The 25,630-nt window shown below is 37.1% G+C and carries 19 protein-coding genes; 8 read left to right on the forward strand and 11 right to left on the reverse strand.

Annotated features, from left to right (window positions below; genetic code table 11):
* The first annotated feature begins 48 nt into the window (after positions 1-48).
* Positions 49-3,996 carry a hypothetical protein gene (locus J0M15_07510; protein MBN8536885.1) on the forward strand — a complete coding sequence of 1,316 codons (3,948 nt, stop codon included), beginning with the start codon at positions 49-51 and terminating at the stop codon, positions 3,994-3,996.
* Positions 3,997-3,998: 2 nt separating this feature from the next.
* On the opposite strand, the gene J0M15_07515 is transcribed toward J0M15_07510, so the two are convergent.
* Positions 3,999-5,675, reverse strand: coding sequence for a hypothetical protein (locus J0M15_07515; GenBank protein MBN8536886.1), 1,677 nt, complete (start codon positions 5,673-5,675; stop codon positions 3,999-4,001).
* A gap of 683 nt (positions 5,676-6,358) precedes the next feature.
* On the opposite strand from J0M15_07515, the gene J0M15_07520 reads away from it, so the two are divergent.
* Positions 6,359-7,033: a transglycosylase SLT domain-containing protein gene (locus tag J0M15_07520; protein MBN8536887.1), complete on the forward strand. Its 675-nt coding sequence runs from the start codon at positions 6,359-6,361 to the stop codon at positions 7,031-7,033.
* Between the two features lie 144 nt (positions 7,034-7,177).
* On the opposite strand, the gene J0M15_07525 is transcribed toward J0M15_07520, so the two are convergent.
* Complete coding sequence (locus tag J0M15_07525) at positions 7,178-8,104, reverse strand: hypothetical protein (protein ID MBN8536888.1); 927 nt, start codon at positions 8,102-8,104, stop codon at positions 7,178-7,180.
* A gap of 147 nt (positions 8,105-8,251) precedes the next feature.
* Here J0M15_07525 and J0M15_07530 point away from each other — a divergent pair, with 147 nt between their 5' ends.
* The 3 genes from J0M15_07530 (at position 8,252) to J0M15_07540 (ending at position 11,818) form a co-directional block, all read left to right on the forward strand.
* The gene (locus J0M15_07530) at positions 8,252-9,451 is read left to right on the forward strand and encodes a hypothetical protein (GenBank protein MBN8536889.1); all 1,200 of its coding nucleotides are present in this window, start codon (positions 8,252-8,254) and stop codon (positions 9,449-9,451) included.
* A 384-nt stretch (positions 9,452-9,835) separates the two neighbouring features.
* Positions 9,836-11,065, forward strand: a complete 1,230-nt coding sequence (locus J0M15_07535) for a glucose-6-phosphate isomerase (protein MBN8536890.1) — start codon at positions 9,836-9,838, stop codon at positions 11,063-11,065.
* A gap of 18 nt (positions 11,066-11,083) precedes the next feature.
* Positions 11,084-11,818 carry a transaldolase gene (locus J0M15_07540; protein MBN8536891.1) on the forward strand — a complete coding sequence of 245 codons (735 nt, stop codon included), beginning with the start codon at positions 11,084-11,086 and terminating at the stop codon, positions 11,816-11,818.
* A gap of 66 nt (positions 11,819-11,884) precedes the next feature.
* Here J0M15_07540 and J0M15_07545 read toward each other — a convergent pair whose 3' ends face one another.
* From J0M15_07545 to rfbB, 5 genes are read right to left on the reverse strand one after another with little or no spacing between them, the layout of a single operon-like run.
* Positions 11,885-12,670, reverse strand: coding sequence for a glycosyltransferase (locus J0M15_07545; protein ID MBN8536892.1), 786 nt, complete (start codon positions 12,668-12,670; stop codon positions 11,885-11,887).
* A 60-nt stretch (positions 12,671-12,730) separates the two neighbouring features.
* Entirely contained in the window at positions 12,731-14,203 is a 1,473-nt protein-coding gene (locus J0M15_07550) for a hypothetical protein (protein ID MBN8536893.1), read from the reverse strand.
* An 18-nt stretch (positions 14,204-14,221) separates the two neighbouring features.
* Entirely contained in the window at positions 14,222-14,770 is a 549-nt protein-coding gene (gene rfbC, locus J0M15_07555; protein MBN8536894.1) for a dTDP-4-dehydrorhamnose 3,5-epimerase, read from the reverse strand.
* A 12-nt stretch (positions 14,771-14,782) separates the two neighbouring features.
* Complete coding sequence (gene rfbA / locus J0M15_07560; protein ID MBN8536895.1) at positions 14,783-15,658, reverse strand: glucose-1-phosphate thymidylyltransferase RfbA; 876 nt, start codon at positions 15,656-15,658, stop codon at positions 14,783-14,785.
* An 11-nt stretch (positions 15,659-15,669) separates the two neighbouring features.
* Positions 15,670-16,692, reverse strand: a complete 1,023-nt coding sequence (rfbB, locus tag J0M15_07565) for a dTDP-glucose 4,6-dehydratase (GenBank protein MBN8536896.1) — start codon at positions 16,690-16,692, stop codon at positions 15,670-15,672.
* A 182-nt stretch (positions 16,693-16,874) separates the two neighbouring features.
* On the opposite strand from rfbB, the gene rfbD reads away from it, so the two are divergent.
* On the forward strand, positions 16,875-17,753 hold the full coding sequence (rfbD, locus tag J0M15_07570; protein ID MBN8536897.1) for a dTDP-4-dehydrorhamnose reductase: 879 nt from the start codon (positions 16,875-16,877) through the stop codon (positions 17,751-17,753).
* Between the two features lie 25 nt (positions 17,754-17,778).
* On the opposite strand, the gene J0M15_07575 is transcribed toward rfbD, so the two are convergent.
* Together J0M15_07575 and J0M15_07580 are read right to left on the reverse strand one after the other, a co-directional pair.
* Positions 17,779-20,181, reverse strand: coding sequence for an oligosaccharide flippase family protein (locus J0M15_07575; GenBank protein MBN8536898.1), 2,403 nt, complete (start codon positions 20,179-20,181; stop codon positions 17,779-17,781).
* Positions 20,178-21,140: a glycosyltransferase family 2 protein gene (locus J0M15_07580; protein MBN8536899.1), complete on the reverse strand. Its 963-nt coding sequence runs from the start codon at positions 21,138-21,140 to the stop codon at positions 20,178-20,180. Before J0M15_07580 ends, J0M15_07575 begins: the two co-directional genes overlap by 4 nt.
* Before the next feature lie 45 nt (positions 21,141-21,185).
* On the opposite strand from J0M15_07580, the gene J0M15_07585 reads away from it, so the two are divergent.
* The gene (locus J0M15_07585; GenBank protein MBN8536900.1) at positions 21,186-21,971 is read left to right on the forward strand and encodes a glycosyltransferase family 2 protein; all 786 of its coding nucleotides are present in this window, start codon (positions 21,186-21,188) and stop codon (positions 21,969-21,971) included.
* Positions 21,972-21,986: 15 nt separating this feature from the next.
* On the opposite strand, the gene J0M15_07590 is transcribed toward J0M15_07585, so the two are convergent.
* Both J0M15_07590 and J0M15_07595 read right to left on the reverse strand, forming a co-directional pair.
* Complete coding sequence (locus J0M15_07590; GenBank protein ID MBN8536901.1) at positions 21,987-23,285, reverse strand: hypothetical protein; 1,299 nt, start codon at positions 23,283-23,285, stop codon at positions 21,987-21,989.
* Positions 23,286-23,418: 133 nt separating this feature from the next.
* Positions 23,419-24,564, reverse strand: coding sequence for a hypothetical protein (locus tag J0M15_07595; GenBank protein MBN8536902.1), 1,146 nt, complete (start codon positions 24,562-24,564; stop codon positions 23,419-23,421).
* Positions 24,565-24,766: 202 nt separating this feature from the next.
* Here J0M15_07595 and J0M15_07600 point away from each other — a divergent pair, with 202 nt between their 5' ends.
* A complete protein-coding gene (locus J0M15_07600) occupies positions 24,767-25,609 on the forward strand; it encodes a TIGR02147 family protein (GenBank protein ID MBN8536903.1) in 843 nt (280 codons plus the stop codon).
* Positions 25,610-25,630: the final 21 nt, after the last annotated feature.

The following is a 25,630-nucleotide window of genomic DNA, read 5'->3' on the forward strand; positions in this document are numbered from 1 at the left end:
ATCTAGAAATTTTCTTAAGTTTTTCTAAATTCTGACGATAGGTTATTTATGAGCTGGAACGTCGTGTCTATTAATAAATTGATTCCTAGCAAGGTGATTCCACTATTCAGTTTAACTGTGTCTATTCTATTTTTAAATGGATGCACGGTTGGAGAGCCCGAGGTCTCGAGTTTAACGAGTTTGAGTGGGATTACTTTTAGTTCCGATAAAAAATCCTCTGAAGCTTATAGTATTGTGACAAGCCCTCAGTGTTCTTCAGAGCTTTCTATTTCTGGAAGCTGTGATAAACGGCTGAGCCAATTAGAGTTTTCAATTGACGAGGAAGTGACCTGGGCCCGAGTTACAGGATATAACTCTGCAAGCGATGGAGATTGTAGTGATGGTAAATTCACTTTGTATTTTCAAAATATCTGCTCGACTTTCAATGTCTCAACGGATGCCAATGTTAACAAAAAAGTATTTTTACGAGGTGATCGCAAGCTCCCACAAAACACCACAAGCCAAGCAACCATTTCGTTTAATTCCAAAGTTATTGAAAAGCCAAAGTTGAGCATCACTCCGCCGGTTCCCCTAGGTGAAGGGGCTAACTTTTCCTTCCAAGTCACTCTTGATAAAGCCTCCACTGAAGTCATCACCGTTGATTACTCAACAACACTCGTATCTGCAACGGCCTTCGATATACCCCTACCGCCAAGTGGGAGTTTATCCTTTGCCGCTGGGGAAACTTCGAAAACCGTTTTAGTACCAACGGCAGATAACACGATAGTTTGTGAAGCTGATAAAGTTTTTTTCGTGAATTTAACGAACCCATCGAGCGGCGCCACCCTAGCGACTTCCCAAGCACAAGGAACCATCGTAGATTTAGACCGTCCCACCCTAAGCACTATTGATATGAATGGAGTAACGGCTGGTGATGCCTCAGTTACCGAAGGAGCTGTGGGTTTAATAAGAGTTCAACTTTCCCAAGTTTGTCCCACTCACGATATTAGTTTTCGCTGGTCAACCAGTGATGGCACCGCAACAGTTGCAGATGGTGATTACACACCTCAGAGTAATATTTTAACGATGATTCCGATGGGATCTTCGAGCGTCGATCTTTCCATCCCAACAACAAATGACAGTAAATTTGAAATCGATGAAGATCTGATGGTGACCCTGATGAGCCCAATAGAAGCTTCCATCTTGGTAGGAACTGGAGTTTTACAAATTGTGAACGATGATCTAAGGCCAACAATAAGTATTCTTGGTGGAGTGGTGATGGAAGGGGATCCCAGCCAGTTCACAGTTTCTTTATCCAGTCCTTCCACTGAAGCAATCTCCATTTTATATACCTTTAACCATGTAACGACGACGGACGCTGATTTTGCCGCCGCTCCTGGCGGAGGAAGTCTTAGTTTTGCTCCAGGAGAAACAAGTAAGGTCATCACCTTTATGACCAATGATGACTCCCTTCCCGAAGTTCAAGAGAAATTCTTTGTGCAATTAGGTAGTGCCGTTAATGCGACAATCTTCGGGGCAGGTCAAGCCTATGGCAATATCATCGACAATGATCCCATCCCGAGTATCACCTTATTACCTCCTACAACTTCACCCAGTGTTTTTAACAGTATTGTGGTTCAAATCGGTGGGGTCTCGTCAGGTGATTCCGTAAGTTTGTTTACCGATGATTGTGTTTCTCAAATTGGCTCAGCTGTCGTAGCGGGTGGAGCGACTGTGGATATTCCTTTAACTATGCCCTCATCCGGAATTTATACCTTCAAAGCTAAGCTGAGTGGGGCGGATAGCGCTTCCTCACCCTGCTCGACGGTGAGTTTGAATTATGAGTATCGAATGCCAGTGGTCGTTCCAACCTACACGAATGCACCTGATTGGAACGACTATGTTCAATATCCAGTTGCGGGATCAAGATCCTATAGGCAGCCTCCAGGGGCTGATCCCTGCATTGGAACCGAGCTTGGATATTACAACGAGCATGATGGCTGCATTCATGGTGGTGAATTAAGAAAATTTAAATTATGGGGTGTTTTTTCCTGTGTCAATGTCACCATGATTACAGAAGCCTTAGGTGTTTTTGAATGGGTCTGCGAAATAGAGGACTCCGTAGCAACCCTTTTTACGAAGGGATTTAAGAATGGCAAGGGGCTGAAAGATTTAATTGATTTTAGCGCATCTCCTCCGGCTTGGAAAAACAATCACCTTGTTGTAATTATAGGTGGTTCATCTATTTCAACTCCCAGCTCCGGGAGTGATTCTCTTTGGTGGGGAAATCCGATTGCCAATCTGCATACAGCGCCATTTGATAATTCAGCAAGTACGACGGTCAAAAAACTAAACACTTCGGGAACTATTTATGCCGTTCCTATTGCAGATTTGGTAACTTACGGTTATCAAATTGATGCGGATAAGATCGCTGTTGTGACTGATAGCACGACGAAGATCAAAGTCTTCCGGCCTTCTTCAGTTGCAAATAATTTTTCAGAATACGATGGAACTATTGATAACACTCTAAATATGCATGCTGTATTATCAGGTGGTGGAGCAGGAAAAAAATATATTTGGATTGAAGCCAATATAGATGGAGTGACAGGAGCCGCCTATAAGGCTCATACAGGGATTATGGCCTACATGTGGAAATTTTCTCGAATACATGAGTCGACAGTGAGTCCTATGGAAACAAGTGCTAGTGGAGACTTTGCTGTGAAGTTAAAAAATTCCGACGCTAATTTGATTTCAGGTTTAAATATTTTTAATATTTTTGCTGGGCTTAGTATGAATGTATCCAATCGTAATACTGTGAGGAATCTCAATATTGCGGATGTTTCTGGGAATTCGGCAGACGCAAATTCTTTATTTCTTGATACGGCAACTTTCAATCGATTTTATGACCTTCGAGTGGCCAACCATAAAACAATTAATACAGGTGCGGATGCCATTTTATTAAAAAAATCTTCCGACAATATATATTCCAGACTCACTGCTATGAATATAAAAGGAAGTGGAAAAGCCATTAATTTAAATGGATTTGGAGGACTCGCAAATCGTAATATCTTCTCCCAAGTTTTGACTGCCTTTACCGGTGATACGGGAATAAATATTATGGGTTCCAATGTGAACTCGAATATATTTACTCAGTTAACGATGTTTAGTAATGTGTCCAATGCCATATTCTTTGCGTCAGGGAATTACAATAACAACAGCGTTATCTCTCTGGTCGCTGGGAATATGGATAAGGCGATTCAGGCAGAATCCTCAGGCATGTCAGGAAATGGAAATCTTTTTCAAGACTTATACATTGCAAATGGTGGGGCCTTTGCCGCAGATATTTATTCTGGAGGTTTAGGAGTCTTCAAGAATGGGTACTTTGTTCAAGGAAATTTTTCGAGCTGTGGGTCTTCGAGTTTATGTTCTGGTTCCATTGCGGGCGGAGATCTTACGAATGCCTTTGTTGGCGCAGTGACTGTGGATGACAGTCTGAATCCACTAGATACTTTTGGATCTATAAATGTCGCTATTACCGATTTTTTTGGTTGGTTTCGATTTGACAGCAGGATGAGGGGACTTGGTAGGTCGAACTCAATTTCAACTATAGCGAGCGTGAATCGAGGTTTTATGGCTGCTCTTCCCTATCGAATATGGGATTTCAGAGCCGCTCATTTTGCTTCTAGCAATATTTATAATACGAGCTATGACGGGGTCTCTCGACCTGCAGCTCCCAGTTTTGATAGTATTTCTCAGTGCAATGCGGTTTCAGTGGCCTTGAGTCCTTTAGATATTGTGATTGCCGGAGGTAAAACTTTTTTACGAAATGCTATAGAAATTGATGGGGATGGTGTTGGAAATGACAATAGCTTGTGTGAGGCCAGTGAAGATTGTATTTATGCTCCCAATATTGGCGCCGATCAAGGTGAGGGCCGCATCAGTTCAGGATTCTGCATCGTCGATGATGGCGTAGGTTTAGGACTTGATGGGATTCGAGTTTTTTACTACCTAGACTAAATTCAAAATCCCCATTCTGCGTAGAGATTTAAATAGGTTCCCGTCATGATCACGGAATTGGTATCGCCTTCATTAGCAAAATTTATTTCAGAGTCTCCAGTGTAGGCCTTTGATTTGTAAACAACACGATCTACGCGGTAGGCAAGGCCTGCAAAGCCAGTTAAATTTTCTTTTAGTTTGTAGGACCCCATAGCTCCGATTTGATAGGTGGCCGATGGAACCAGATCTTTTCCGTTGGGAGTTGAAAGTTTTAAAAGTGATTCATTCAATTGAAAATTAAATTGAAATCCATATTTATAATTAAAGGAGGTCCAAAACTGAAGGCCTAAAACGGGTCCCAAATGCTGAACTTTTTTAACAGAGACTTCGGTCAGGTCCAAAGTTGTAGCTTCGGGAGTTTCTTTTATAAAAAGCCCGCTGAAAATTCTCAGTTGAGTTGCTTGGGATAGGTACCTACGCCATACCCCATAGGCCTCTATCGAAGAGTAAGTATAAATTTTTTGTTTTAAATTAACACCTCCATGGTCTAGAACCGTCAGAAAACCCCATTTTGTTTTGGGCATATAACCATAGCCCAGGCGGCCTGTTCCCCCTAAAACACTGTAGGCGACGCGATTTCCTGTTTCTTTGTTATCGCCGGCATAGTTTAGGGATGAAACCAAATAGGTGGCGATAAAATAATTTTCTTTATCGCGCTCCAGAGCCTTCCTAAGTTTGGCTGTCTCAATGGCTTTCGGGGTCCTTTCACCAGCGTAGACTGGAAACTCCATGGTTTGTATGTCAGAACTGGGCCGAAGCTTAGCATTGGCCTTGAGTTTTAATTGAAAGGTGCCGCCAGGATGTTTGGGATTGATCTCTAAAAAGTTTGATTTATAATTTAAATTTTTTTCTAATAATTCCAAAGATCCATTACTTCTTTTTCTAGAAAGTGAATAAGAAAACAGTTCCGTCTTTTGCGGTTTTTTCCATTGAATGCGAGTGGCAAATTCGGATTCGGGGATTTCAATTTCAGGACTTTCTAACTTTTTCCCGAGAAGAGAAAATGAAAATTGATTTTTGACGGGATCACCCAAGTTTTTATCCGCATCCATTGAAGAAACTTGCCAGCGATAGGATTTGGCGACAGGAAGCGATTGTGAGTATTTTGTGTTGGTCACATCAAAACGGAGCGGTGAAGATTCTTCGTCTTGAAAAATTTCTAATTTATAGGAAGAAGCTCCTTTAACAGGAGTCCAGGAAAAGTTGACCGCAAATTTATCTTCTTGCTCCGTTTGTATTTTGTCATCGTTTTTGGGGCTTAAAAGATCAGGGGGAGGTGGACTTAACGTAAAAACAGTGAAGGCGCCCCATGTTCCTGGGACTCCGCGAATATCTAAAGAGCGAATGCGAAACTGATATTTTCCTGGGGATAAATCGGCATCCCAAGCCGTTTTTTGCATTTGAAAAAGACCCACTTTTTTGAGGTTGGAGGCATCTAAAATCTGAAAAACTTCAACCTCGTAACTGTGACTTCCCACAACCTCTTCCCATTCAATCGTCAGTTTTTTAGTCTTATCTTTTACGAACTCAGAAGCAGACTCTTGAGCGAGGCAAAAGGAGCTCGGTAGAAAAGTGAGAAAAGAAATAAGCGGTGGGAATAAAAAAATCAGCTTAAAAAAAAATAAAAGGAAAGAGCGCAAATCGACCTCGTCAGTATAAAATATGTGCCATTTTACAAAATTTCGCAACAACAACTATTCTATGAATGGGCATTTTCTATAGGGATAAATATCCAGTTATTTTATATTCTGCGAAAGAACGATACAAAGTCATTTAAACTGGATCCTCTTGTAGGGCATTTGTTACCAGCCAATTTCAAAATTTGAAGTTGATTTTTTAGTTTATGATCGTGTTGATGAAATAGTGGCTATCGAGGTAAAATCAATGGCACACCCATCGAAAAAAGATTTTAGGGGATTATTCGATTTGAGTCCTAGGCGTAACCCCAGCAGAACGCCAGAATGGTAGAAATTTTGGACGCGTTGATTTCTATTGAATTTTCTGGAAACTGAAATTTTAATTAATTTTCCTAAACAATTAATTAAAAGTAAACAGGAAGTTAGAAATGAAGGTTATACTGAAGGTTTCATCAAAAATAGGGATGCTTTTGCTTGGCCTGGGCTCTGTGGCTGGAGCTCAAAATTTTTTTCCCATGGGTTATCAAGTCCCTGAAAGCTCACTAGAAAAGAATTATTTTGTCTACAGTCCTGTAAAAGACCTCTTTTTGCCTGCCAAGGCTAAAAAAACCAGTTTAAGGAGTTTGGTTTTTAATCCTTCCAAACAGTATTTTACACTGGTGAATCGGCTACAGCAATTTATTAAAATGGAACAAAATGCTAACTTGGTCTCTTGTAATTTTAATGAGTGTTCAAGTAATTTCGAAGCTGTTAATGGTTTTTCAGAACGCCAGCTAGCGGAAGAGATTGTGAAATCCTCCTATTGCTTTGGAACCGATCCTTTCCTTATCGCTTCCAAGGTCAGACAAGAATCCAGATTTGATGCCAGAGCCATTTCTCCTACGGGGGCCATCGGATTGACTCAGCTAACTAGGATAGGTTTAGAAGAGCTTCTGGATCAACTTGGACATCGTGGTGAAGCGTATGCCATGCTTCCTGCTAAGGGCTATTTTGAATCAGTGATTTCTTGTTACTTAGATCAAGAGAACCGGAGTGTCTTTAGTGATTTTCCGGAAATTTTAACCTACGAAAATGAAAAGAAAAAGCTGGCGTATGTTGATAACTCCATTGCTGAGCTTAAAACCTGGTTTTCCTATAAAACGGACTCTGATCGACCTGAGAAACAAATGAGAACTCGAAGACAATTGATACTTGGACAGAGTTTATTAAAAGTTTACTTGGCCTATTCCGATCGGATTTATGCTCATAAAAACAACTTGTTTCTTTATAACAATGCTTTGAAGATGTTCAATGGTGACAAAAAAAAAGTTCAATACGCTAAGGAAGTTATTAAAAAGTCAACCTACGTCAGGCCCAATTAGCAGGGGTTACGCCTATGGCTCAACTCTTCGTTCTCGTCGGTCGGAACTCCCTGCGACTTGGCTTGCCAAGCCTCAGTCGCCTCCCTCCTGCGGCCTCGATTTGAGCCATAGGTGTGACCCCTACCCAACAGTGGGTCCATGGCATCATTTATGGTGTTGGAAGAAAAGCTTTTCATCACCAAAATCACTGGCGACAAAACTGCCATCGAGAACAAGCTTGCCAATAAGTTCTGCATTTCTTTGAGATGGTTGTGAACCCGTGGCGTAAATATCATAGATAAAAATTCCAGGCCTAAGTTGAGCCAGCTGAGTTCTGAAATCCAAAGTGCTAGTTGCTGGGAAGATCGCAGAAACAGAAGAGCTTGGTTTAAAAATCAAAGTCAAAGGGGCTCGCCAAGGTGTTAGGGGTTTGCCAAAACGATCAACCTTGGCAAAATGATCTAGTGGCAAATAGGTTGGAGGATTCTGAACAATGGCAAACAAAGCGATCAGGGGATAGAGCAAGGGATTTGTCGGCATTGGGATATTGTTGGTAAAGGAGTTGGCAAAAAAATTATTATTTTTTCCCTGTCCATCCAAAGAGTGCATCACATGCAAGTTAACACTAGGCTGGCCATCAACAAAAATTTTCAAGGCCATTCCTGGAATGATCCCTAAGAGATTGGGATCTCCGGCAATAGATAATCGAGCTAGGCCAAAACCTCCAGTTTGAAAAATACCCGAATAAGAGTTTCGAGCAGGGATCCATCGTACAGGGGCTACAGTTCCGTAAGTGTGAATTATTTTTTTTCGTCCTTCCGGCATTATATCTGAAGCATGATCAAAACTCGTTTTTAAAGTTAAAAAGCTGGTAATGGAATTAAAAATAAGTGGAATCCCAAGGCCTGTTCGGGTGTCTGGAAGTTGTTGATATTTTGAAACGACGATGGCATTCCAAAGGTAGGATTGCTTTTGCGAGGCTAATAAATTTTGATAAATAATTTGATTATCAACAGAAAAAGAAGCGGGGTTATTTGTCGCCAGAGTTAATAGTGAGCTGAATAGGCCCAGAGCCAAAGTTTTAATACCCATAAACTATCTCCTTTTTTTCGACACTATGGCTTAGGACGGAACTTTAGTCTAGAAGAATAAGGGATTTTTCAAGGAATTTAAAATAAATGAATTCATTCATGACAAGATTCATGACTTTAACCATAATCATCGTTGAAGAGGGTAAATATGAAAATGAAAATAACTATTATTTTTGGAGCTGTTTTGGGTTTGGCACTCAATTTGTCGTTTATTGCTTGTCAGTCATCACAGACAAAAAAAACAGACGAGCCCGTAAAGATTGATTATTCTAAAACAGACACTCAGATTCCAGAAACTTGGCCCGAGCAGATGAAGGCTCTTGAAAATAGCTTGATAGAACTTTATCCCTTAGTTCTTTCACCACAGGATTTTGGAAAAAAAGATAATCAAAATAAAATTTTATTTCACTTAGAACGATTAAATACCATTTCCAAAAAGGTGAATCACTCTCCCATGTCCCAGATGAATGATCCAAGTCTTGCTTACATTTCCTTTGATTTCAAAGAGCAAGTAGAACTATCGAAAAATTCTTTTGAATCAGGGAATAAAGATTTTGCTAGATTTGAATTGTTGAAAACAACAAATTTTTGTATTGAGTGCCATACCCAATCCAATAATGGACCTAATTTCAGTTCCTCAAAAATGAAAGAAAACTTTGCTAAATTGGCTATTTTAGATCAGGCAGAAATACTCACTGCTACCAGAAAGTTTGATGAGGCTTTGGCAAAGTACAAAGAGTTTTTCGAACTCAAGGAAGTAAGTTGGGATTACCAATTCCGCGCGGAAAGCGCTCTTCATAACTCGTTGTCTATACTTGTAAGATATAAAAGGGACGCCAAAAAAACGAATGAGTTTCTTCTGCAGGCTGCTAAATCGCAGTTTCTTCCTCTCTATCTCAAAAATATCATTCAGGTTTGGTTAGAGGACATTCACACTTGGAGTTTAGCAAAAGACAAAAAGGTATCTCTAACCACATTGAAAGTATGGATCGAACGAACGATCTCTAGACGTTTTGATTATGGCAGCTTGGGCGGAGAGATTTGGAATCAGTTAGCCATTTCTTATTTGCATGAAATGTTAGAGTCTAAACTCGACAGCAAGTCCCAGGCAGAAGTCTTTTGGTATTTGGGAAGCAGTTATATCAATTCCTTAACTCATTTTCAAACCTCTTTGGGCGAAAAGTATTTGGAAGCTTGCATTAAGACGGTGCCTCATAGTCCGCAAGCTAAGAAGTGCTATGCCAAAATGGAAGAATATTTGTTCGACATGTATTCTGGATCCGCAGGGACTTTTATGCCCCTCACCGAGGACATGAAACTCAAAGAGCTTAAAAAAATGGCTTATTAGAGCCTTGTCAGAGTCTCGTTTAAAAATGAGTCCTGTTAAATAATGAGTCTTTTTAAATAATGAGTCTTTTTAAAAAAATCCTAACCAATTCATGATTTTTATTTACATTGTTGGTCTTACCTTTTAAACCTAGGCGTAAACGCTGTTTGTTTAAATGCTTGTATAAAAGCTATTTAAAGTAATGTAAGAGCCGTAAATGAACAGCGAATGAACAACGAATGAACAACGAGTGAATTACGAATGAACAACGAATGAACAACGAGTGAATTACGAATGAACAACGAGTGAATTACGAATGAACAACGAGTGAATTACGAATGAAAATAAATGAATAAATAACCAATGAAAATGAATGAACAATGATTAAAAATGAAAAGGAGAGTTATGAAAGTTAACTTTCAAAGCAAAAATAAAAATTCAGCAGAAACGACCCATCAAGCACAAAGCAGTTTAGAAGCTTTATTAAAAAGAACAGATCTTGGCTTTTTCAAGCTTCCTCAACATCCCACGATGTGGAATACGGCTCAAGAAGTGACGACAACTTTTGCTAAAAAGTTCAAAAAATTTGTCTGGGTTGGCATTGGTGGCTCCAGTCTTGGTCCTAAAAGTATGGCATTGGCTTTTGCAAACGAAGATATTTATTTTGTCGAAAATCCTGATTTAAAAACTTTGCAAAGTTTAAATAAAAAAATGACTAACTGGCAAGAAGTAGGTTTTGTTTTCGTTTCTAAAAGTGGTACCACTATTGAGACCCTTTCTATTTTAGACTATTACCTAAGTAAATTTGAACAACTAAAGTTAAACCTAGCAAACCACTCTCTTGTTATCACAGAATTAAAACCTAGCTCCCTCTATGATTGGGCTAAAACAAATCAAGTACCTGTTCTTGAGATTCCCTTGGATGTGGGGGGAAGATTCTCTGTGCTCTCAAGTGTGGGGCAAGTTTTGGTTGGAATCGCCCACAAGGATATTCAGGCCTTTAGGAAAGGTGCGGCCTCTGTTTTTGAACAAAGCTATGTCCAGAACACCTTGCTTCCCATGATTCATTTTTATATCGAGGGATTAAATCATAAAGATGTTTTGTCTTACTTCTGGTATTACTCCGATTCGGCTTATCAACTGGGTAAGTGGCTCGAACAATTATGGGCTGAATCCTTAGCTAAAAAAGAATTAAGAAAAGGAGCCAGTCATATTCCTTATGTGGCATCGGTTCCCGTCGTCGCCCTTGGTGCCAATGACCAGCATTCGGTGCTTCAACAAATGATGGAGACTCAATTACAAAAATCAGTAGTGGTTCATCGATTTACAGAGAGTGAAGAAATGGCAGAGCTATTTCCAAAGTCTCACTTCAAAGAAACAAGTCCTTTGCAAAATAAAAAATTTGGGATGTTATTAAAAACGGAAGCCCAAACCATGACCGAGAGCCAAAAAGAAGTGAATAATCATGTCATGGAACTTCAATTGGAAACCTTAAATGAATTTACAATGGGTCAATATTTTATGACCTACAAACTCATTGTAGGAGCCCTTGGTGAGTATATGAATATTGAAGCATTCAATCAACCAGGCGTAGAGTTAGGAAAAATCATCACCAAAAAAATGTTAGCCAATTAATAAATCGGAGAAAATGACATGACAACTCAGCAATTAAAGTCCCCTTTTCAAAATAAAATTAAAATCTACACTGATGGTGCTGATAAAAAATCTATGCTCGAAATGGCTGCGAACCCCTATGTGCAGGGATTGACGACGAACCCTTCTTTAATGAAAAAGGCCGGAATTTCTGATTACGTTGAGTTTTGCAAGGATATTTTAACTACTATTAAAACCAAGCCCATTAGTTTTGAAGTTTTTGCTGATGAGTTTTCAGAAATGAAAAGACAAGCCCTCATTATCAATAAATGGGCAGAAAATGTTTATGTGAAAATTCCAATTATGAATTCAAAAGGGGAAAGCTGTATTCCATTAGTAAAAGAATTAGTCCAAGCCGGAATTAAATTAAACGTCACTGCCATTTTTACTTGGGATCAAATTCAAGAAACGGTACATGCAGTGAAAGGCGGCCCACCTTCTATTGTGTCTGTCTTTGCGGGGAGAATCGCGGATAGCGGTCGTGATCCCATGCCCTTGATGAGTGTGGCTGCAGATTACTGTCGCACCTACGGTGAGCAAATTGAATTGCTTTGGGCTTCGACAAGAGAAGTTTTTAATATCGTGCAAGCAGAGCAATGTGGATGTCAGATTATCACAGCTCCGCCTGATGTGATCAAAAAGCTTTCAGGATTCAACAGATCCCCTTTGGATTTGAGCTTAGATACCGTAAAAACCTTCAAAGCAGACTCCGAAGCTGCAGGATTTAGAATCTAGCAACTAAAATCTAGTTGCTAGAATGTAATAGCTAAAATCTAACAGATAACCGTTTACAAATAAAATTTAATGTTTGTGAGAACCCAGATATTTGGTTCTGATTCTTATGATGTCTTTGACGATGCGAAAGCACTCACGAAGTATTTTTATTTTGGAGCCAGGAACATCTGTCCATTCAATTAAGGGGTACTCGACAATTTTATCTTCGCCAACTCGGAGCATGACCTCAACATCAAATATCCAAGGACTGATAAAAGGCTCAGAAAGTGCCTTCTTTGCTATTAATTGTGAAAACAACTTGGCTCCACACTGACTATCATAACTACCTACTTTAAGAGCTAGGAAAATAACCGTGGCAAAAAACCGTCCCAGATAGTGACGTAGAGGTTTACGAATTATTCGACTCCCTAATTTTAAGACACGACTTCCAAACAGAGCTTGCTTATATGGAAAAAAAACCTTTTGATAGGTCAGCATGTTTTCTACTTCAAAAAGGGGAGTGGCCAAATCAGCATCCCAATAGCCATACCAATCAAAGGTTTCGTTAATATTTCTATTGGACCAGTTAAAGGCATTGGAAATAGCATTCGCTTTTCCAGTGTTCTGAGGATTGTTAAATAAAAACCATTGGTTTTCTAAATGATGAGCATCAATGTAGGCTTTAATTTTCTCTGCCGTGTGATCCTTGGATCCATCATTAGCAAACAAAAATGAAATTTTATTTTTAGAAGAAAACTTATCTTCATTACTTGAATCTGACATTGATTGGGGATTGTGAAATCGATGAAAAGTCTCGAGTGAAATTCGATTTTCCTCATTATAGCAAGGAATGATAAGAAGCACCTTACTCATTTTAATGGCCCTTCAATTATTTTTTTTTTCAATTGGGGATCCTCTCAATCAAAATTTTTTTCAATTAGGGCTCTCTTGTGTAGATAGTTTAACAGATTTTAACTTGTAAAACTCAGCAAAAACCACATTTCTATAATTTGTTGGATCTGTGGTAATATCTTCATAAAAAAAAGTGGTAGGAAAATAACTGAAGGGCTTAAGTACAAGATCTTGACCCTTACTTTGGAGCACCAATTCGTTCCTTTCATTCAGAGAGCTTAGAAAACGCGGAATATGGATAAGATCCTTCCAGGCCTCATAGTGATTAAATAGTAACAAAAAGCTAACTAAAAAAGCAATCTTCTGCAACTTCATCGGAAAGTATTTGTCCCAGGAATGCTTAAAACGGAATAAAAAAGTCCAGGAGTTGATTTTAAGTAAAAGAATAAAAAAACTAAGAAATAAAATAACTAAATAGGTATTATTTAGAACTCTTCGGGGAGGCAATCCTCCCATGGTCCATACCGAGGGAACAAAGGTTAAAAAGAAAAAACCGAACCACAAAGATATAAATAAATAAATTGATCTTTTTTCTTTAAGAAAAGCAGGTATAAGAATAAAAATTCGACTTAAAAAAGGTAAACTCCAGAATAGAAGAATGACCAAATTAACACTTAAATACCTAACGCAGGTTTCGACAATTAGCCCTAGAGGTTTAAATACTAACAAAAGAAGGTCATGCCCTCCCTGAAGATTCTCTGCCCTGATTTTATTTCCAGGAGCCAAAAAGACAATGGCAAAGCAAATTATGGATATCAGAAATGGAAATATCAATTTCAAATTCAGTCGATTTAACACCACTCTTTCATAAATAAATGCAAAAAAAATAAGGAAAATCCACTGTAACATAAGGGTTTCATTCGAGCCACAGATACAAATCGTTAGAAGAGAAATCAAAAAGTAATAAAACATTTGAACCAAATAATTTTGTTTAAAGGAGGATAAATAGAGACCACTGGCAAACAAGCAAAAACTCATTGCAACTAAGTGAGAAGAGCTGCCCGCAAACCAGTATAGAGAATCTGTTGGCCTTGGCATTTTATGAAAAAAGAGCGCTATCCAAAGTAAATATATCAGCCTGGTGAGGGTCCTTAACTTTATTTTTTCAACTTTTGCTGTCTTTGTTGTCACTAACGGATCAACTAAATTTAAACTCAGTGAGATAATTAAGACTTTTAAGAACAAAAAACTAGCAAGAAAAAAAAGAATTTGAACACCATAAGTCATCAATGGATAGTAGCTCAGCTGACTTGTCAAAGAGTAGGGATTAATAGCCATCAATAAGTTTGAAAAATAGCGACCTGTCCACGTATTGTAATGATGAATCAGAAATTCAAGAAGGGATTTGTTCAAACCATAATTATGGTAAAAAATATCATCAGCACTTGGGATAGTAAAAGCAGAGAGGCAAAGAAACGGGAGGATGGCAAGGAGGGAGGTCCATATCATAAATGCAAAAAGAGAACGAGAATTATCTATATTTTTCAGGTTCATTTCAACACCTTTTAGGTCTTATAGAAATTTGGGATCTTTGGCATAATCAGAAAAAGATTTCATAACTCCATCTTTGGGACTAAGAAAGGGATTCTTGATTGGCCATTGAATGTTCAAATTTGGATCCTTCCAAAGGATTCCTGACTCTCCAGAACCATTCCAATAATTATCCACCTTATACATGACATCAGCTTCTTGGTCACCAAGGACACAGAAGCCGTGGGCAAATCCAGCAGGTACCCATAACCATTGGGGGTAAGTGTCTTTCAAGGTAACCGAAATATGCAAGCCAAAGGTAGGAGAATTTTTCCTAATGTCAACGGCCACATCAAAAATTTCTCCGCGCAGGACAGTTACCAGTTTACCTTGAGGTTTGTCCCATTGGTAGTGGAGTCCTCTTAAGGTTTTGGGGACAGACCTGGAAAAATTTTCTTGAACAAAAGAATTTAAACCAAGTTCTGCAAATTGCTGGACTCTAAATCGTTCACAGAAAAAACCACGATCATCTTTAAAACTTTTTAAGGTAATTAATTTTGGACCTTTAATATTAAACTCTTTAACTTCCATTGGGATCCCTATCTAAACGTGAGAAAATTTTGTAAGCTTTCTTAAGTATTCGCCATAACCACTTTTAGGAGCTTTTTCAGCCAGCGCTGCAAATTGTTTTTGGGTGATAAAGCCTTTAAATAAAGCAACTTCTTCCAAGCATGCAATCTTAAGCCCTTGTCTGTCTTCAATTGTTTGAACAAAAATAGAGCTACTTAAAAGGGATTCATGAGTTCCAGTATCAAGCCAGGCGACACCTCTACCAAATTTTTCAACACTCAATGCTCCTTCTGCAAGATAAAGTTTATTCAAGTCGGTGATTTCTAATTCACCGCGAGGTGAAGGTTTTAAAGATTTAACTTTTTGAGTGACCGTCGAATCATAAAAATACAAACCAGTGACGGCCCAATTTGACTTAGGATCTTTAGGTTTTTCTTCAATAGAAAGGGCTTTCCCAAAAAGGTCAAAATCAACAACTCCATAGCGTTCAGGATCATGAACATGGTAAGCAAATACGACTCCGCCTTTTTTTAGGGCCTTAGCTTTTTCTAATTGAATGGTAATATCATGACCGTAAAATAGATTATCGCCTAAGATCAAACAGGCCGGTGAACCATTTAGAAATTCTTCGCCAAGGACAAAAGCTTGGGCAATGCCATCGGGTTTTAGCTGAACTTTGTAACTCAGTTTGATGCCAAAGGGGGAACCGTCCCCTAAAAGAGACTCAATAAGAGGTAGGTCTCTCGGTGTCGAAATAATGAGAATGTCATTGATGCCAGCAAGCATCAAAGTGGATAAGGGATAGTAAATGGTTGGTTTGTCATACACAGGAAGTAGCTGTTTAGAAACTGATTGAGTTGTTGGCCATAACCGAGTTCCACTGCCCCCAGCTAAAATAATACCCTTCATTATTTACCTCACTATTTATTTTTTACTTGTTCAATCCAGTTCCTATTTTCCAAGTACCAGATAACCGTGGCTCTTAAGCCATCTTCAAATTGTCTGTATTTTCTGGTAAATCCTAATTCTTTCTGTGCTTTACTGTCATCAATGGCATATCTCCAGTCATGTCCAGCACGATCTTGGACAAAGGAAATCAGTTGGTGGTAGGACTTTTTATCAGATCTTGGTTTTAATTCATCCAGAAGGGTGCAGATACTTTTTACCACATCTAAATTATTTCTTTCGGAGTTTCCACCAAAACAATAGGTTTCACCAGGTTGTCCTTTTTGTAAGGCCAAAAGCACACCCTGACTGTGGTCCTCGGAATGGATCCAGTCACGAATATTTCCACCAGTGCCATAGACGGGTAGGGATTCTGAGTTTAAACATTTCGTGATCATCACAGGAATAAGTTTTTCAGGAAATTGTCTTGGACCGTAATTATTTGAACAATTTGTAGTGATGGTTGGCAGCTTATAGGTGTGAAACCAGGCTCTGACCAAATGATCAGAAGAGGCCTTTGATGCAGAGTAAGGCGAGTTGGGTTGGTAGGCCATTTTTTCATGGAACTTCCCTGTGTCACCTAAGGTTCCATAAACTTCATCTGTAGAAATTTGTAGGTATCTAAAAGTTTTCTTAGCTTCATCCGTGAGTTTTTGAAAGTAACAGCGAGAAGCTTCTAGTAAAGAAAACGTACCCAGAATATTTGTTTCGATAAAAGCTTTAGGACCAGAAATAGAGTTATCTACATGGCTTTCCGCTGCAAAATTAATAACCGCATCGACTTCATATTTATTAAAAATATTTAAGTTATCTTCAAAGGATCTAATATCTGATTTGATAAAATCAACTTCCCCTGGTTTCAAAATTTCTTGGATATTTTCCATATGCCCAGCATAGGTAAGTGCGTCTAAGATTACTATTTTATAGTTTTCCTTAATGGCCTGTCTGGCAAATGAACTGCCAATAAAACCAGCAGCTCCAGTTACTAATAATCGCATAAGTACTCCTAATGGATGCGTTTGAGCGTAATATGACGTAGAGGTAAATCAAAATCAAGAAAACAAATAAACAAATTATTGTGGGGTTCAAAATATGCTTTCACTTTTAAGCGATTTCAAAGTGACAAGGCCCATGGTTTTAGAAATAATACGTCGGTAAATAAAATTCATTAGGTGGAATCATGATATTGGTTTTTGGAAAGACAGGTCAAGTTGCTCAGGCACTTATGAAAGATTTAACAGATTTACTTCATCGTAATGAGTTAATTTTTCTGGGAAGCGATGAAGCTAATTTTTTGAAACCGGATCTTGTCATCGAAAAATTAAATCAAATTAAACCAAACTTAATTATAAATGCTTCAGCCTATACCCAGGTAGATAAAGCTGAAATTGAAAAAGAAGAATCGATGGAAATCAATGCAGTGACTCCTGGTCGAATTGCTGAATGGTGTAAACTGAACTTGTGTCCGCTGGTACACTTCTCCACAGATTATGTATTTGATGGGGGAGGTGAAATACCTTGGACTGAATCAATGTCAACAAGTGCTATTAACTATTATGGTGAGACCAAACTTCAGGGCGAAAAATTAATCCAAGGTTCTGGCGCTACTTATTATATATTTAGAGTCTCATGGGTTTATGCTCCATGGGGAAAAAATTTTCCAAAAACAATTTGCAGGCTAGCCCAAGAGAGAGAAGAATTATCCATCGTCAATGATCAAATGGGCTCTCCCACAGACGCTCGTGAAATTAGCGCTTTTATAAAACTTACTTTGAATCAGAAAAAAAATGGACTTAATTTAGATCCAGGTATTTATCATCTTCGGTTTAAACCATTTATGTCGTGGTTTGATGTGGCCAAATTAACTATTGATGAAGCTAGAAAAATAGGAATTAAATTAAAATTAAAAGATTTGAAACCAATTCCTTCCACAGCATTTCCAACCCCTGCGAAAAGGCCTCTCAACTCCAGATTAGATACGGAATTCCCGCAAATTCAGAAGGTAATCAATGAAATTAAAAACATGGCTACTGTTGAAAAATGGGGCTATTTGAAATAAATATAAATATATTTATATTAGTTCCTTAGATTTTCCCGTATTTATTTTTTGAAAAATCTTTTATGCCCATAAATATGTTTTTAATTTTTGCTTGTTTTTCTTTTTCTGCTAGAAGAATTTTAAAGAAATCTTTGAAAAAATTTATACAATCCTCAATAACCCAGTCTGTTTCGAGGAAGTAATACTTTTTATACATATAGAAACGATTTCGAGTAATATAATACCTACGTGTCTCGTTGTGGTGGGTGGTTATAAAATTTGTAAATAAAAAATCATGTTTTTGAGATTTTCCCAATTGATGATTTAAAACAAGTTCGTTTGATTCTAATATAGTGTAACCTGAATGGCGAAGTCTAAAGCAAAAATCAAAGTCTACGTAATCGATAAATAAAGGCTCATTATAGCCATCGACTTCAAAATAAGAGGTTACGTTAGTGATAGCTCCTGATGTGATTGCCAACCTGGCTTTGGAGCATTTTTCCCGTGGCTTGTTCTTGATAGGAATGACCAACTCAAGCTGTTCTTCGTAGAGAGTGGGGGTGATCATTGCTACGGTCTCGGAATTTTGATAACTACTTAAAACGTCTTGGGCTTTGATAAGATAGTTCGAATTAGGTTTAGAATCTTGGTCAAAGGTTAACACCCAATCAGCACCCAGCTCTTGAGATTTTTTGAAACCTTGATTAAGCGCATAGGAAATTCCAAAATTTTGATTGTTATATAACACAATCACTTTGTCTTGTTTTGCGCCATGAGTTATTTGTTCGAATACAACTAGAGATTCTTTAGTGCTGCCATTATCAACGAAAATAATCCGGTTAAATTGATTTTTTAGGTACTCGACGGTATCTTTTAAAACGGGATCTGGATTAAAGGTGATGATCAAAACGGCGGTATTTGTATTATCAATTTTCTTATTTGGTAGTGTCTTAATGTCCAACCATTTAAAATGCTTTAGCATGTATTTTTCTTCAAAGGTAACAAAGTATGACCACAGATAAATCAGGAGAAGCAAGGAGATCACGGTTGCTGAGATCCATTCTTTAAAGTGAACGAAGACAACAAAACCGATTAAGTAGATAAAAATAAAAATATACTTTTTATTCATTACTTCAATAAAAGCAGACAAGTCTGTTAAATTTCTTTTGGCAATAAAAGAAAGAATAAATAAATCTAATATAATTCGAAAGCTCCAAGCTGTAGCTGCTCCTATGGTGCCGTACTCCCGGCACATAAACCAAAGGACAAGGGCATATATAGGAAGCTCAATTAAATGAGCTTTAGCTGTTAAGTCTGGTCGGTTAGAACTTTGGATAAGGGTAAAGGGGATTGAGGCTATACCATTAAAGAACACGCCTAGAGCTAAAATTTGTAAGATGATGGAGCTTTTTTCGCCAAATTCATGACCTAACCAAAGATTCATTCCGGGTTTGGCTATAGCTATTAAAAAAATAATAATGGGAAGTAATGTCAGGGTTGTGAGTCTATAGGCGTTTTCAACTAATTTTTCGCTAGAGAAGTTTTTAGCAATAGTGAAGGAAACGGAGGGGAAAAGAACCCGACTCACGGCCGTGGGAACAATAAGAACCCTCGTTATGATTTCGTAAGGAGTGGTATAGTAGGCCAAATCACCAACGGGGATGATAGAGCCAAGAATAAATCGATCAAAATAAACCATCAAAGGGCTGATTAAATTGGAAACAGTTAGCCAACCTCCAAATTTGATGAGCAGTGGCATGGCATCTTTATCCGGAAGAGTCACTTTTCTGAGTTCCGGAAATCTTTTAAAGCAAACCAAAATATGCGCAATCAAGGCAAAAAATCTAGCAAGGACTAAATAGAAAATAATTACGGAGACATTTAAAGTATAAAAGGCAATAAGGAGGGGAACAATATAAGTGATGGTTCCGGTTACGCCTTGAAGTAGGTTAATGACAAAAAAACGTTGTTCTGCTTCTAAGATTCCCCGGAAAGCTGCGGTTAAAGTGATAATAGGAATACCAATGGAAAGCAAATAAAAGGAGTGGAGAGCATCTTCCTTCAGAAAATCAGGTATTTTAAAAACTTCAATCATAATCGTATGTGCCAATAGCAGGCTAATCATTGATCCAATAAGAGATAGAATGAGTATAATCCAAATTGTGGTCCAAAAAATTTTACTGATACTTTGACGATTTCCCAAACCCAATTGTTCGGAAATAATTTTAATAATCGCACGTCCTAAACCTAAATCAAAAAAAGCAAGATAACCCAAGAATATCCATACCAAGGAAAGTAAACCAAAGCGTTCAATACCGAGGCGTTTAATTAATAACGGGATGCAGACTAATCCTATGATGAGGGGTAACCCTTGTCCCATAATGTTATAGAAGGAATTCTTTAATATATTGGAATCAGCAAATATTTTTTTTAGAAAACGAATTTTCATGAAGAATATCTTCCCATTTTCTGAAAAAGACCGTCAACAATTCCAAGCACCATAAATTTAAATTGTTTAACTGGCTCGTGTGAAAAAACAGAATAGATAAATAATTTGGGAAACAATTTTATCAAATAGTTAACCCTGATACCCAGGGGGATTGTGTTTTGCCTGAAAAGCCAAACACAGTTTCTAAAGGCGTAATAATGCCTTAATGGACTGTGCAAAGAAATTTTTCTTCCAAGAACATTTAATTGCTGATCACCTATTAAGTGATACATTTTAGCCTCAAAGGATCCGAAGCAATGATAGCCAAAATATTCTGCACGCAAACCCCATTCAATATCTGTAAAATCTAAAAATAGATCAGCATTTTTTGGTCCAATTGCCAACCAAGAGTTTTTTCTAATAAGAGAACCTGATGAAATAATATAACTACAGGGAGTGTATTTTGAATTATTTTTAAATAGGATGGTTTTTTTTGAGTCGTGATAAATTCTTACAATTTGATAGCCCACATGTTGGATGAATGGCGCCGGTTTAGAATTAGATCTGCAGATATAATAAGGACCAACAGCGGCAACCTTGATGTTCATATGGACCAGATGCTCTTCTAAAGATAACAATTCTTGAACCATATGGTCTTTGCATTCGCTATCCTGATCCAATAACAAAACATGAGTGCTATGAAGTTCCCAAGCCTTTGCTGCTCCCAAATTGTACCCTCCTGCTGTTCCTAGATTTTCATTGGGAGTCAGAATAGAAACATGGGAGATCAGTTCTTGCGAAATCTGAGAAGCATCTAAGCCCCCATTGTTTATTATTAAAATAGATTGAACCTGGTTTTTGATAGAATACAATAGACGACTTAGCTCCTCATAATTAGGATGGTAACAAGTAATGAGTGCGCAAATGCTTACTTCTTTATGAGCTTGGATATTTAAGTTGAATATTGAATTAGAGTTCATTAATGTGGAAAGTAATAAATCCCCACCCTAAATGGCAAGATATAAATGGTTGAACAAAAAATAAATAAAGTTCTCAAGCTAAAGGTATCCATTGTTTTGTATCGAAATCCTCGAGAGCAAATTGAAAAAGTCATAAATTCATTGAGGCAGACGAGGGTCCATTATGAACTTGATCTGGTGGACAATTCAGACTCATCAGAATATTTTTCTTGGTTGGAATTAAATGAAAACGAGAAATATCAGCTGTTGCCAAAAAATATTGGATTTGGCGCGGCCCATAACCATTCAATCAAAGACACTATAAACCGTCAGATTAGCTTTCATTTAGTTTTAAATCCAGATGTGTACTTTATTGGGGATGTGATTACTCCCATCCTTGCGTACATGAATGAGAATATTTCGGTGGGATTGGTCGCTCCAAAGGTATTGTATCCAAACGGAAAAATTCAGTATTTATGTAAAAAGTTGCCAACGCCCTATGATCTTTTTATACGAAGATTTGGTAGTCATGAATCACGACAAAAGAATGATTATTATTTTGAAATGAGAGACAGGGATTACGATCAAATTATGGAGGTCCCAAGTCTTTCAGGGTGTTTTATGATGTTTCGTACTTCTATTTTACAAAAAATAAAAGGCTTTGATGAAAGATTTTTCATGTATATGGAAGATGTTGATATATCCCGAAGAGCCTCTTTGGAGGCAAAAAACATTCACTTTCCAGGTGTCACAATCTATCACGAACATGGTCAAGGGAGCTATAAATCCAAAAAGTTATTATGGATTCATATTAAATCAACCCTTCAATATTTTATAAAATGGGGATGGTAATTGGGTAATTGAAAATTACTTCGTTTTAAGTTCTTCCATAAAAGATAATTTTAAGTTTGAATCCTTAAGACCTTTAATTACTCCTTTAATTTCACCGGGATACAATTCTTTGCAAATTTGTCCTTCATCATCATTAATCATCTTGGTTAGGCAGGTTTGTCCCTTTAATCTTTCAATTCTTAAGGAATTGTAGAGAGTAAAAAAATCAAAATTAAATGTCATATTATAAAATAAAATAAAATTAATAATAAACAAATATCGTTTTTTTAAAGTATAAAGTGAATAAGATTGAGCCAAGGCGATTAAAAATAGTATTGCTGAATATTCAAAATACCGGCTAGCCAGAGCTTGGTTAAATCCAAATCCTGCCCTGGATAATGAGATAATCATTAAAATTCCTAGGAATGAAATACTAAGTCCATAAATAAATTTATCTAATTGCGAAATGAGGGACCATTTTTTTAAAACAAACTGAGTGTTCTTATAAATAAGAAATAAGGGTATTATTCCCAAGATAATCTGATTTGGCGAATTAGAATTTACACCAAGTGATAATTGCGATAGGAAATGCTTCCAAAACTCCCCTGAATAAGGAAAAATAATTTCCGGATGGCTTGCTGGTTTCTGGTAGTTCATAAAATAGAACCAGATGACGAACATGCTAAAGAAAATATAAAAGATATTATAAAGAATATCTAATTTAGAAAGTCGTGATTTATCGAAAAGAGTTACGAGAGCAAAAAAAGCAATTTGTGTAGAAACGACGGCAAGACCGGCCCCCAAGGAATAGACGATACAGAAAGGCAATAAAATTGAAAGTACGAGGAAAGCCATATTCTCTTTTTTTATAAAAAAGAGATAATAGCTTAAAATGCTGAAAAAAGCCATCAAATGCCATTGTATTTGAAAGGGCCAAGAATGATTTTCAAAATTTAATGGTGAAAGAAGAACTAAGGAAGAAAATAAAACAATCCTGCTCTTTGTAGAAGACTTAATAAAATAAATTATTAAAAGAGTGATAAGACTATAAAAAATATAGTTAAAAACTTGAAGAGTTAGAATATTGAATCCATTAAGCCATTTAAAGAAAAGAAAAATCAAATTCGGCAAGACCAAGATATGTTCATTATGCTGTTTAAATAGATTGTGCAAATTCGGTTCTAAAAAGAAACTATTGGGATGAAACAATTCCCATTCATCCATAAAGGGGACATTTACTGATGTTTTTGCTATGATATACAAATGATAAAGTGAAATGAGAGCATATAATACCCAGAACAAAGTTGTTTTATTTTTTGTTACAGTCTTCAACATAGCTGATGAAATAAACTATAGAAGGATTCGCTTGTCAAAGTTTAATAAAGATAATTAATTTAGGTTTTTAGTCGCAGAAAAACAAAAAGAGCTTAGCTGATAAATTTTTATCAGCTAAGCTCTTGAAGAGAATTTATTGAGTTACTGTGTAACTGCTAAAAAGTTCTATAGGGATCCCATTTTTATCAAAAAACTGAACAAGTAATTTTTTCGCTCCAAATTTTGTTGAATTTTTTGAGATGACTAAAGGTAATTTTGATCCATCCAGTAGAGTTAAGTTGCCATACTGAATTGAACCTTCACCAGCTATGGAGTAGCGGTCTATATAAACTCCATTAGGAAATCCTTCGTCTAAATATACATGAAATGCTTTTGCCGTATTGTTATAAAAGGTTTGCAATGTGTCTTTGGTTATCTGAATATCTATGTTTTTTGAGTTACCACCGATATCAAAGCTAAGTGAATAACTAAACGGTGTCATTTCTTTTAGGATTGCGGGTGCTGTGATTGAGAAATCAGAACCACAATTCTTGATTCCTAACAACAACTCACAGGATGCTGGATATAAGCGACCCATAAAATTTTCTTTATGATTTATATACTGAATATTGTGGTCTATTGATTCAAGAAATTTTAATTGTTCAGGGATGTCACTATTTGAAGCAGAAAGTAAAAAATGTTGAAGATCAGGAGTCATTATAGTCTCTTTAACATGGTCATTTCCATAGATATGACCTAGCTCATGCAAAATGGCAGCATGAAGAAGATTTTGTTTTTTTAGCCAGCTGGTATAAGGGGAAATAGAATTGGAAAACCACACAAATCCTTTGCTCCAGCCACTTTTTTTGTTGAAATCTGTACGACGGGAAAACGCTATAGGATTAAAGAAAGACTTTTTAGCCTTTTCAGTTTCAGGAGTCGAAACATTGAAATAAAACACTAAATCTTCCTTTCCTGAACAGAGCTCTGAGACTGTAAAATTAAATGTCGGAGTAGATGACTCAGTTCGGTTGTAGTCAACAGACGCTATAGTCAGATTATAATATTGTTCCCATTTAGAAAAGGCCTTGCGAATATCTGAAATAATAACATCCTGGTGGACAGAAAAATTATTGGCACGAACAATACAAGTGTTGATTCTCTTGTTTGTGCCAAGAAACCAAGCTGATCCATTCTCGGTGGGGACGACATCTCCACCACCTGTAAGACCAGGACCGTCGGCTTTGCTGATCTGAAAAAATCCAAAAGTTAAAAAAAGCAGAAAAATAATTTTAGACATAAAAATCTCCATTGTTGGGAGTCAACTTTGCCGCAAACATAATCGAGCAAGATTGAGTCCAGTTAATTGTTATTTGATGAGCCGGAATCATTTAAAACGCAAGATAACATGGCGTGCTATTCTGCCCTAATTATATGTTATTATTTTATTGTAATTGAATTAATAAAATATTAACTAAATTTTATAACTTATTGATATATATATGATATACTGTTTATGTATGGAAATAAAAACGATAAATATTTTTTCTTTTATTGAATATAAGAAATTCCTGACGGCGGTGTTTAAATTAAATAACAAAATCAGGGGTATGTATAAAATGATGGCGGCGGCCGCTAATTGTCAAGCCAGTTATATTTCCCAAGTTATGCGCAGGGGGTCTAAAGTTCAATTAACTCCGGAACAGGCTTTTGGTGTCAGTCAATTTTTTTTGCTGAGTCCGAAAGAGCGTGACTATTTTTTATTACTTGTTGATTTAGAACGAGCCGCCCCAGGACCTCTAAAAAAACTGCTGACGGAGAAAGTAAAATCAATTCAAAGTAATGCTCTCGAAATTGGTAATATTCTTGAAAGACCTATGATTGAGAATAAAGAAGAGCTTGTGAGGTTTTTTAGCACATGGATGTATTCTTATATTCATATTCTCACAAGTATTCCTGAGTATCAAAGTACCGAAGCTATTTCAAAAAAAGTTAATATTTCTGTTGATTCTGTCCTTAGTATTTTATCTGATTTAGAAAATATGAATTACATCCAACGTGAAAACGGTCTGTGGAAGTACTCAGGCAAGCTAGGTCATATTGATGCAAAATCTCGTTTTATTGGAAATCATCATAATAATTGGCGACAACAAGCACTTTTAGACGTTCAATTGAATCCTTCACCAGAATCAGTGCACTTCACTGGAGTTTACTCTATTTCAAGTTCTGACTATGTTAAAATAAGATCCTGTGTTCTGGAGTGCTTGAAGGAGGTTAATTCCATAGCTCTTTCTTCAGGAACGGAAGAGGTAATTATTTTTTGTTGTGATTTTTTCAAGAAGTAAACCACGATCAATTTGAATTTG

This window comes from Deltaproteobacteria bacterium (genome assembly GCA_017302835.1).
GTDB lineage: Bacteria > Bdellovibrionota > Bdellovibrionia > Bdellovibrionales > Bdellovibrionaceae > UBA2316.

What these genes read in the sequence shown, in the direction of transcription:
- rfbB (MBN8536896.1), bottom strand. Translation starts at nt 16,692, where the DNA reads ATGCGATTATTAGTAACTGGAGCTGCTGGTTTTATTGGCAGTTCATTT.
- J0M15_07530 (MBN8536889.1), top strand. Translation starts at nt 8,252, where the DNA reads ATGAAAATGAAAATAACTATTATTTTTGGAGCTGTTTTGGGTTTGGCA.
- J0M15_07540 (MBN8536891.1), top strand. Translation starts at nt 11,084, where the DNA reads ATGACAACTCAGCAATTAAAGTCCCCTTTTCAAAATAAAATTAAAATC.
- J0M15_07585 (MBN8536900.1), top strand. Translation starts at nt 21,186, where the DNA reads ATGGTTGAACAAAAAATAAATAAAGTTCTCAAGCTAAAGGTATCCATT.
- J0M15_07545 (MBN8536892.1), bottom strand. Translation starts at nt 12,670, where the DNA reads ATGAGTAAGGTGCTTCTTATCATTCCTTGCTATAATGAGGAAAATCGA.
- rfbD (MBN8536897.1), top strand. Translation starts at nt 16,875, where the DNA reads ATGATATTGGTTTTTGGAAAGACAGGTCAAGTTGCTCAGGCACTTATG.
- J0M15_07510 (MBN8536885.1), top strand. Translation starts at nt 49, where the DNA reads ATGAGCTGGAACGTCGTGTCTATTAATAAATTGATTCCTAGCAAGGTG.
- J0M15_07535 (MBN8536890.1), top strand. Translation starts at nt 9,836, where the DNA reads ATGAAAGTTAACTTTCAAAGCAAAAATAAAAATTCAGCAGAAACGACC.
- J0M15_07595 (MBN8536902.1), bottom strand. Translation starts at nt 24,564, where the DNA reads ATGTCTAAAATTATTTTTCTGCTTTTTTTAACTTTTGGATTTTTTCAG.
- rfbA (MBN8536895.1), bottom strand. Translation starts at nt 15,658, where the DNA reads ATGAAGGGTATTATTTTAGCTGGGGGCAGTGGAACTCGGTTATGGCCA.
- J0M15_07580 (MBN8536899.1), bottom strand. Translation starts at nt 21,140, where the DNA reads ATGAACTCTAATTCAATATTCAACTTAAATATCCAAGCTCATAAAGAA.
- J0M15_07600 (MBN8536903.1), top strand. Translation starts at nt 24,767, where the DNA reads ATGATATACTGTTTATGTATGGAAATAAAAACGATAAATATTTTTTCT.
- J0M15_07525 (MBN8536888.1), bottom strand. Translation starts at nt 8,104, where the DNA reads ATGGGTATTAAAACTTTGGCTCTGGGCCTATTCAGCTCACTATTAACT.
- J0M15_07590 (MBN8536901.1), bottom strand. Translation starts at nt 23,285, where the DNA reads ATGTTGAAGACTGTAACAAAAAATAAAACAACTTTGTTCTGGGTATTA.
- J0M15_07520 (MBN8536887.1), top strand. Translation starts at nt 6,359, where the DNA reads ATGGAACAAAATGCTAACTTGGTCTCTTGTAATTTTAATGAGTGTTCA.
- rfbC (MBN8536894.1), bottom strand. Translation starts at nt 14,770, where the DNA reads ATGGAAGTTAAAGAGTTTAATATTAAAGGTCCAAAATTAATTACCTTA.
- J0M15_07550 (MBN8536893.1), bottom strand. Translation starts at nt 14,203, where the DNA reads ATGAACCTGAAAAATATAGATAATTCTCGTTCTCTTTTTGCATTTATG.
- J0M15_07575 (MBN8536898.1), bottom strand. Translation starts at nt 20,181, where the DNA reads ATGAAAATTCGTTTTCTAAAAAAAATATTTGCTGATTCCAATATATTA.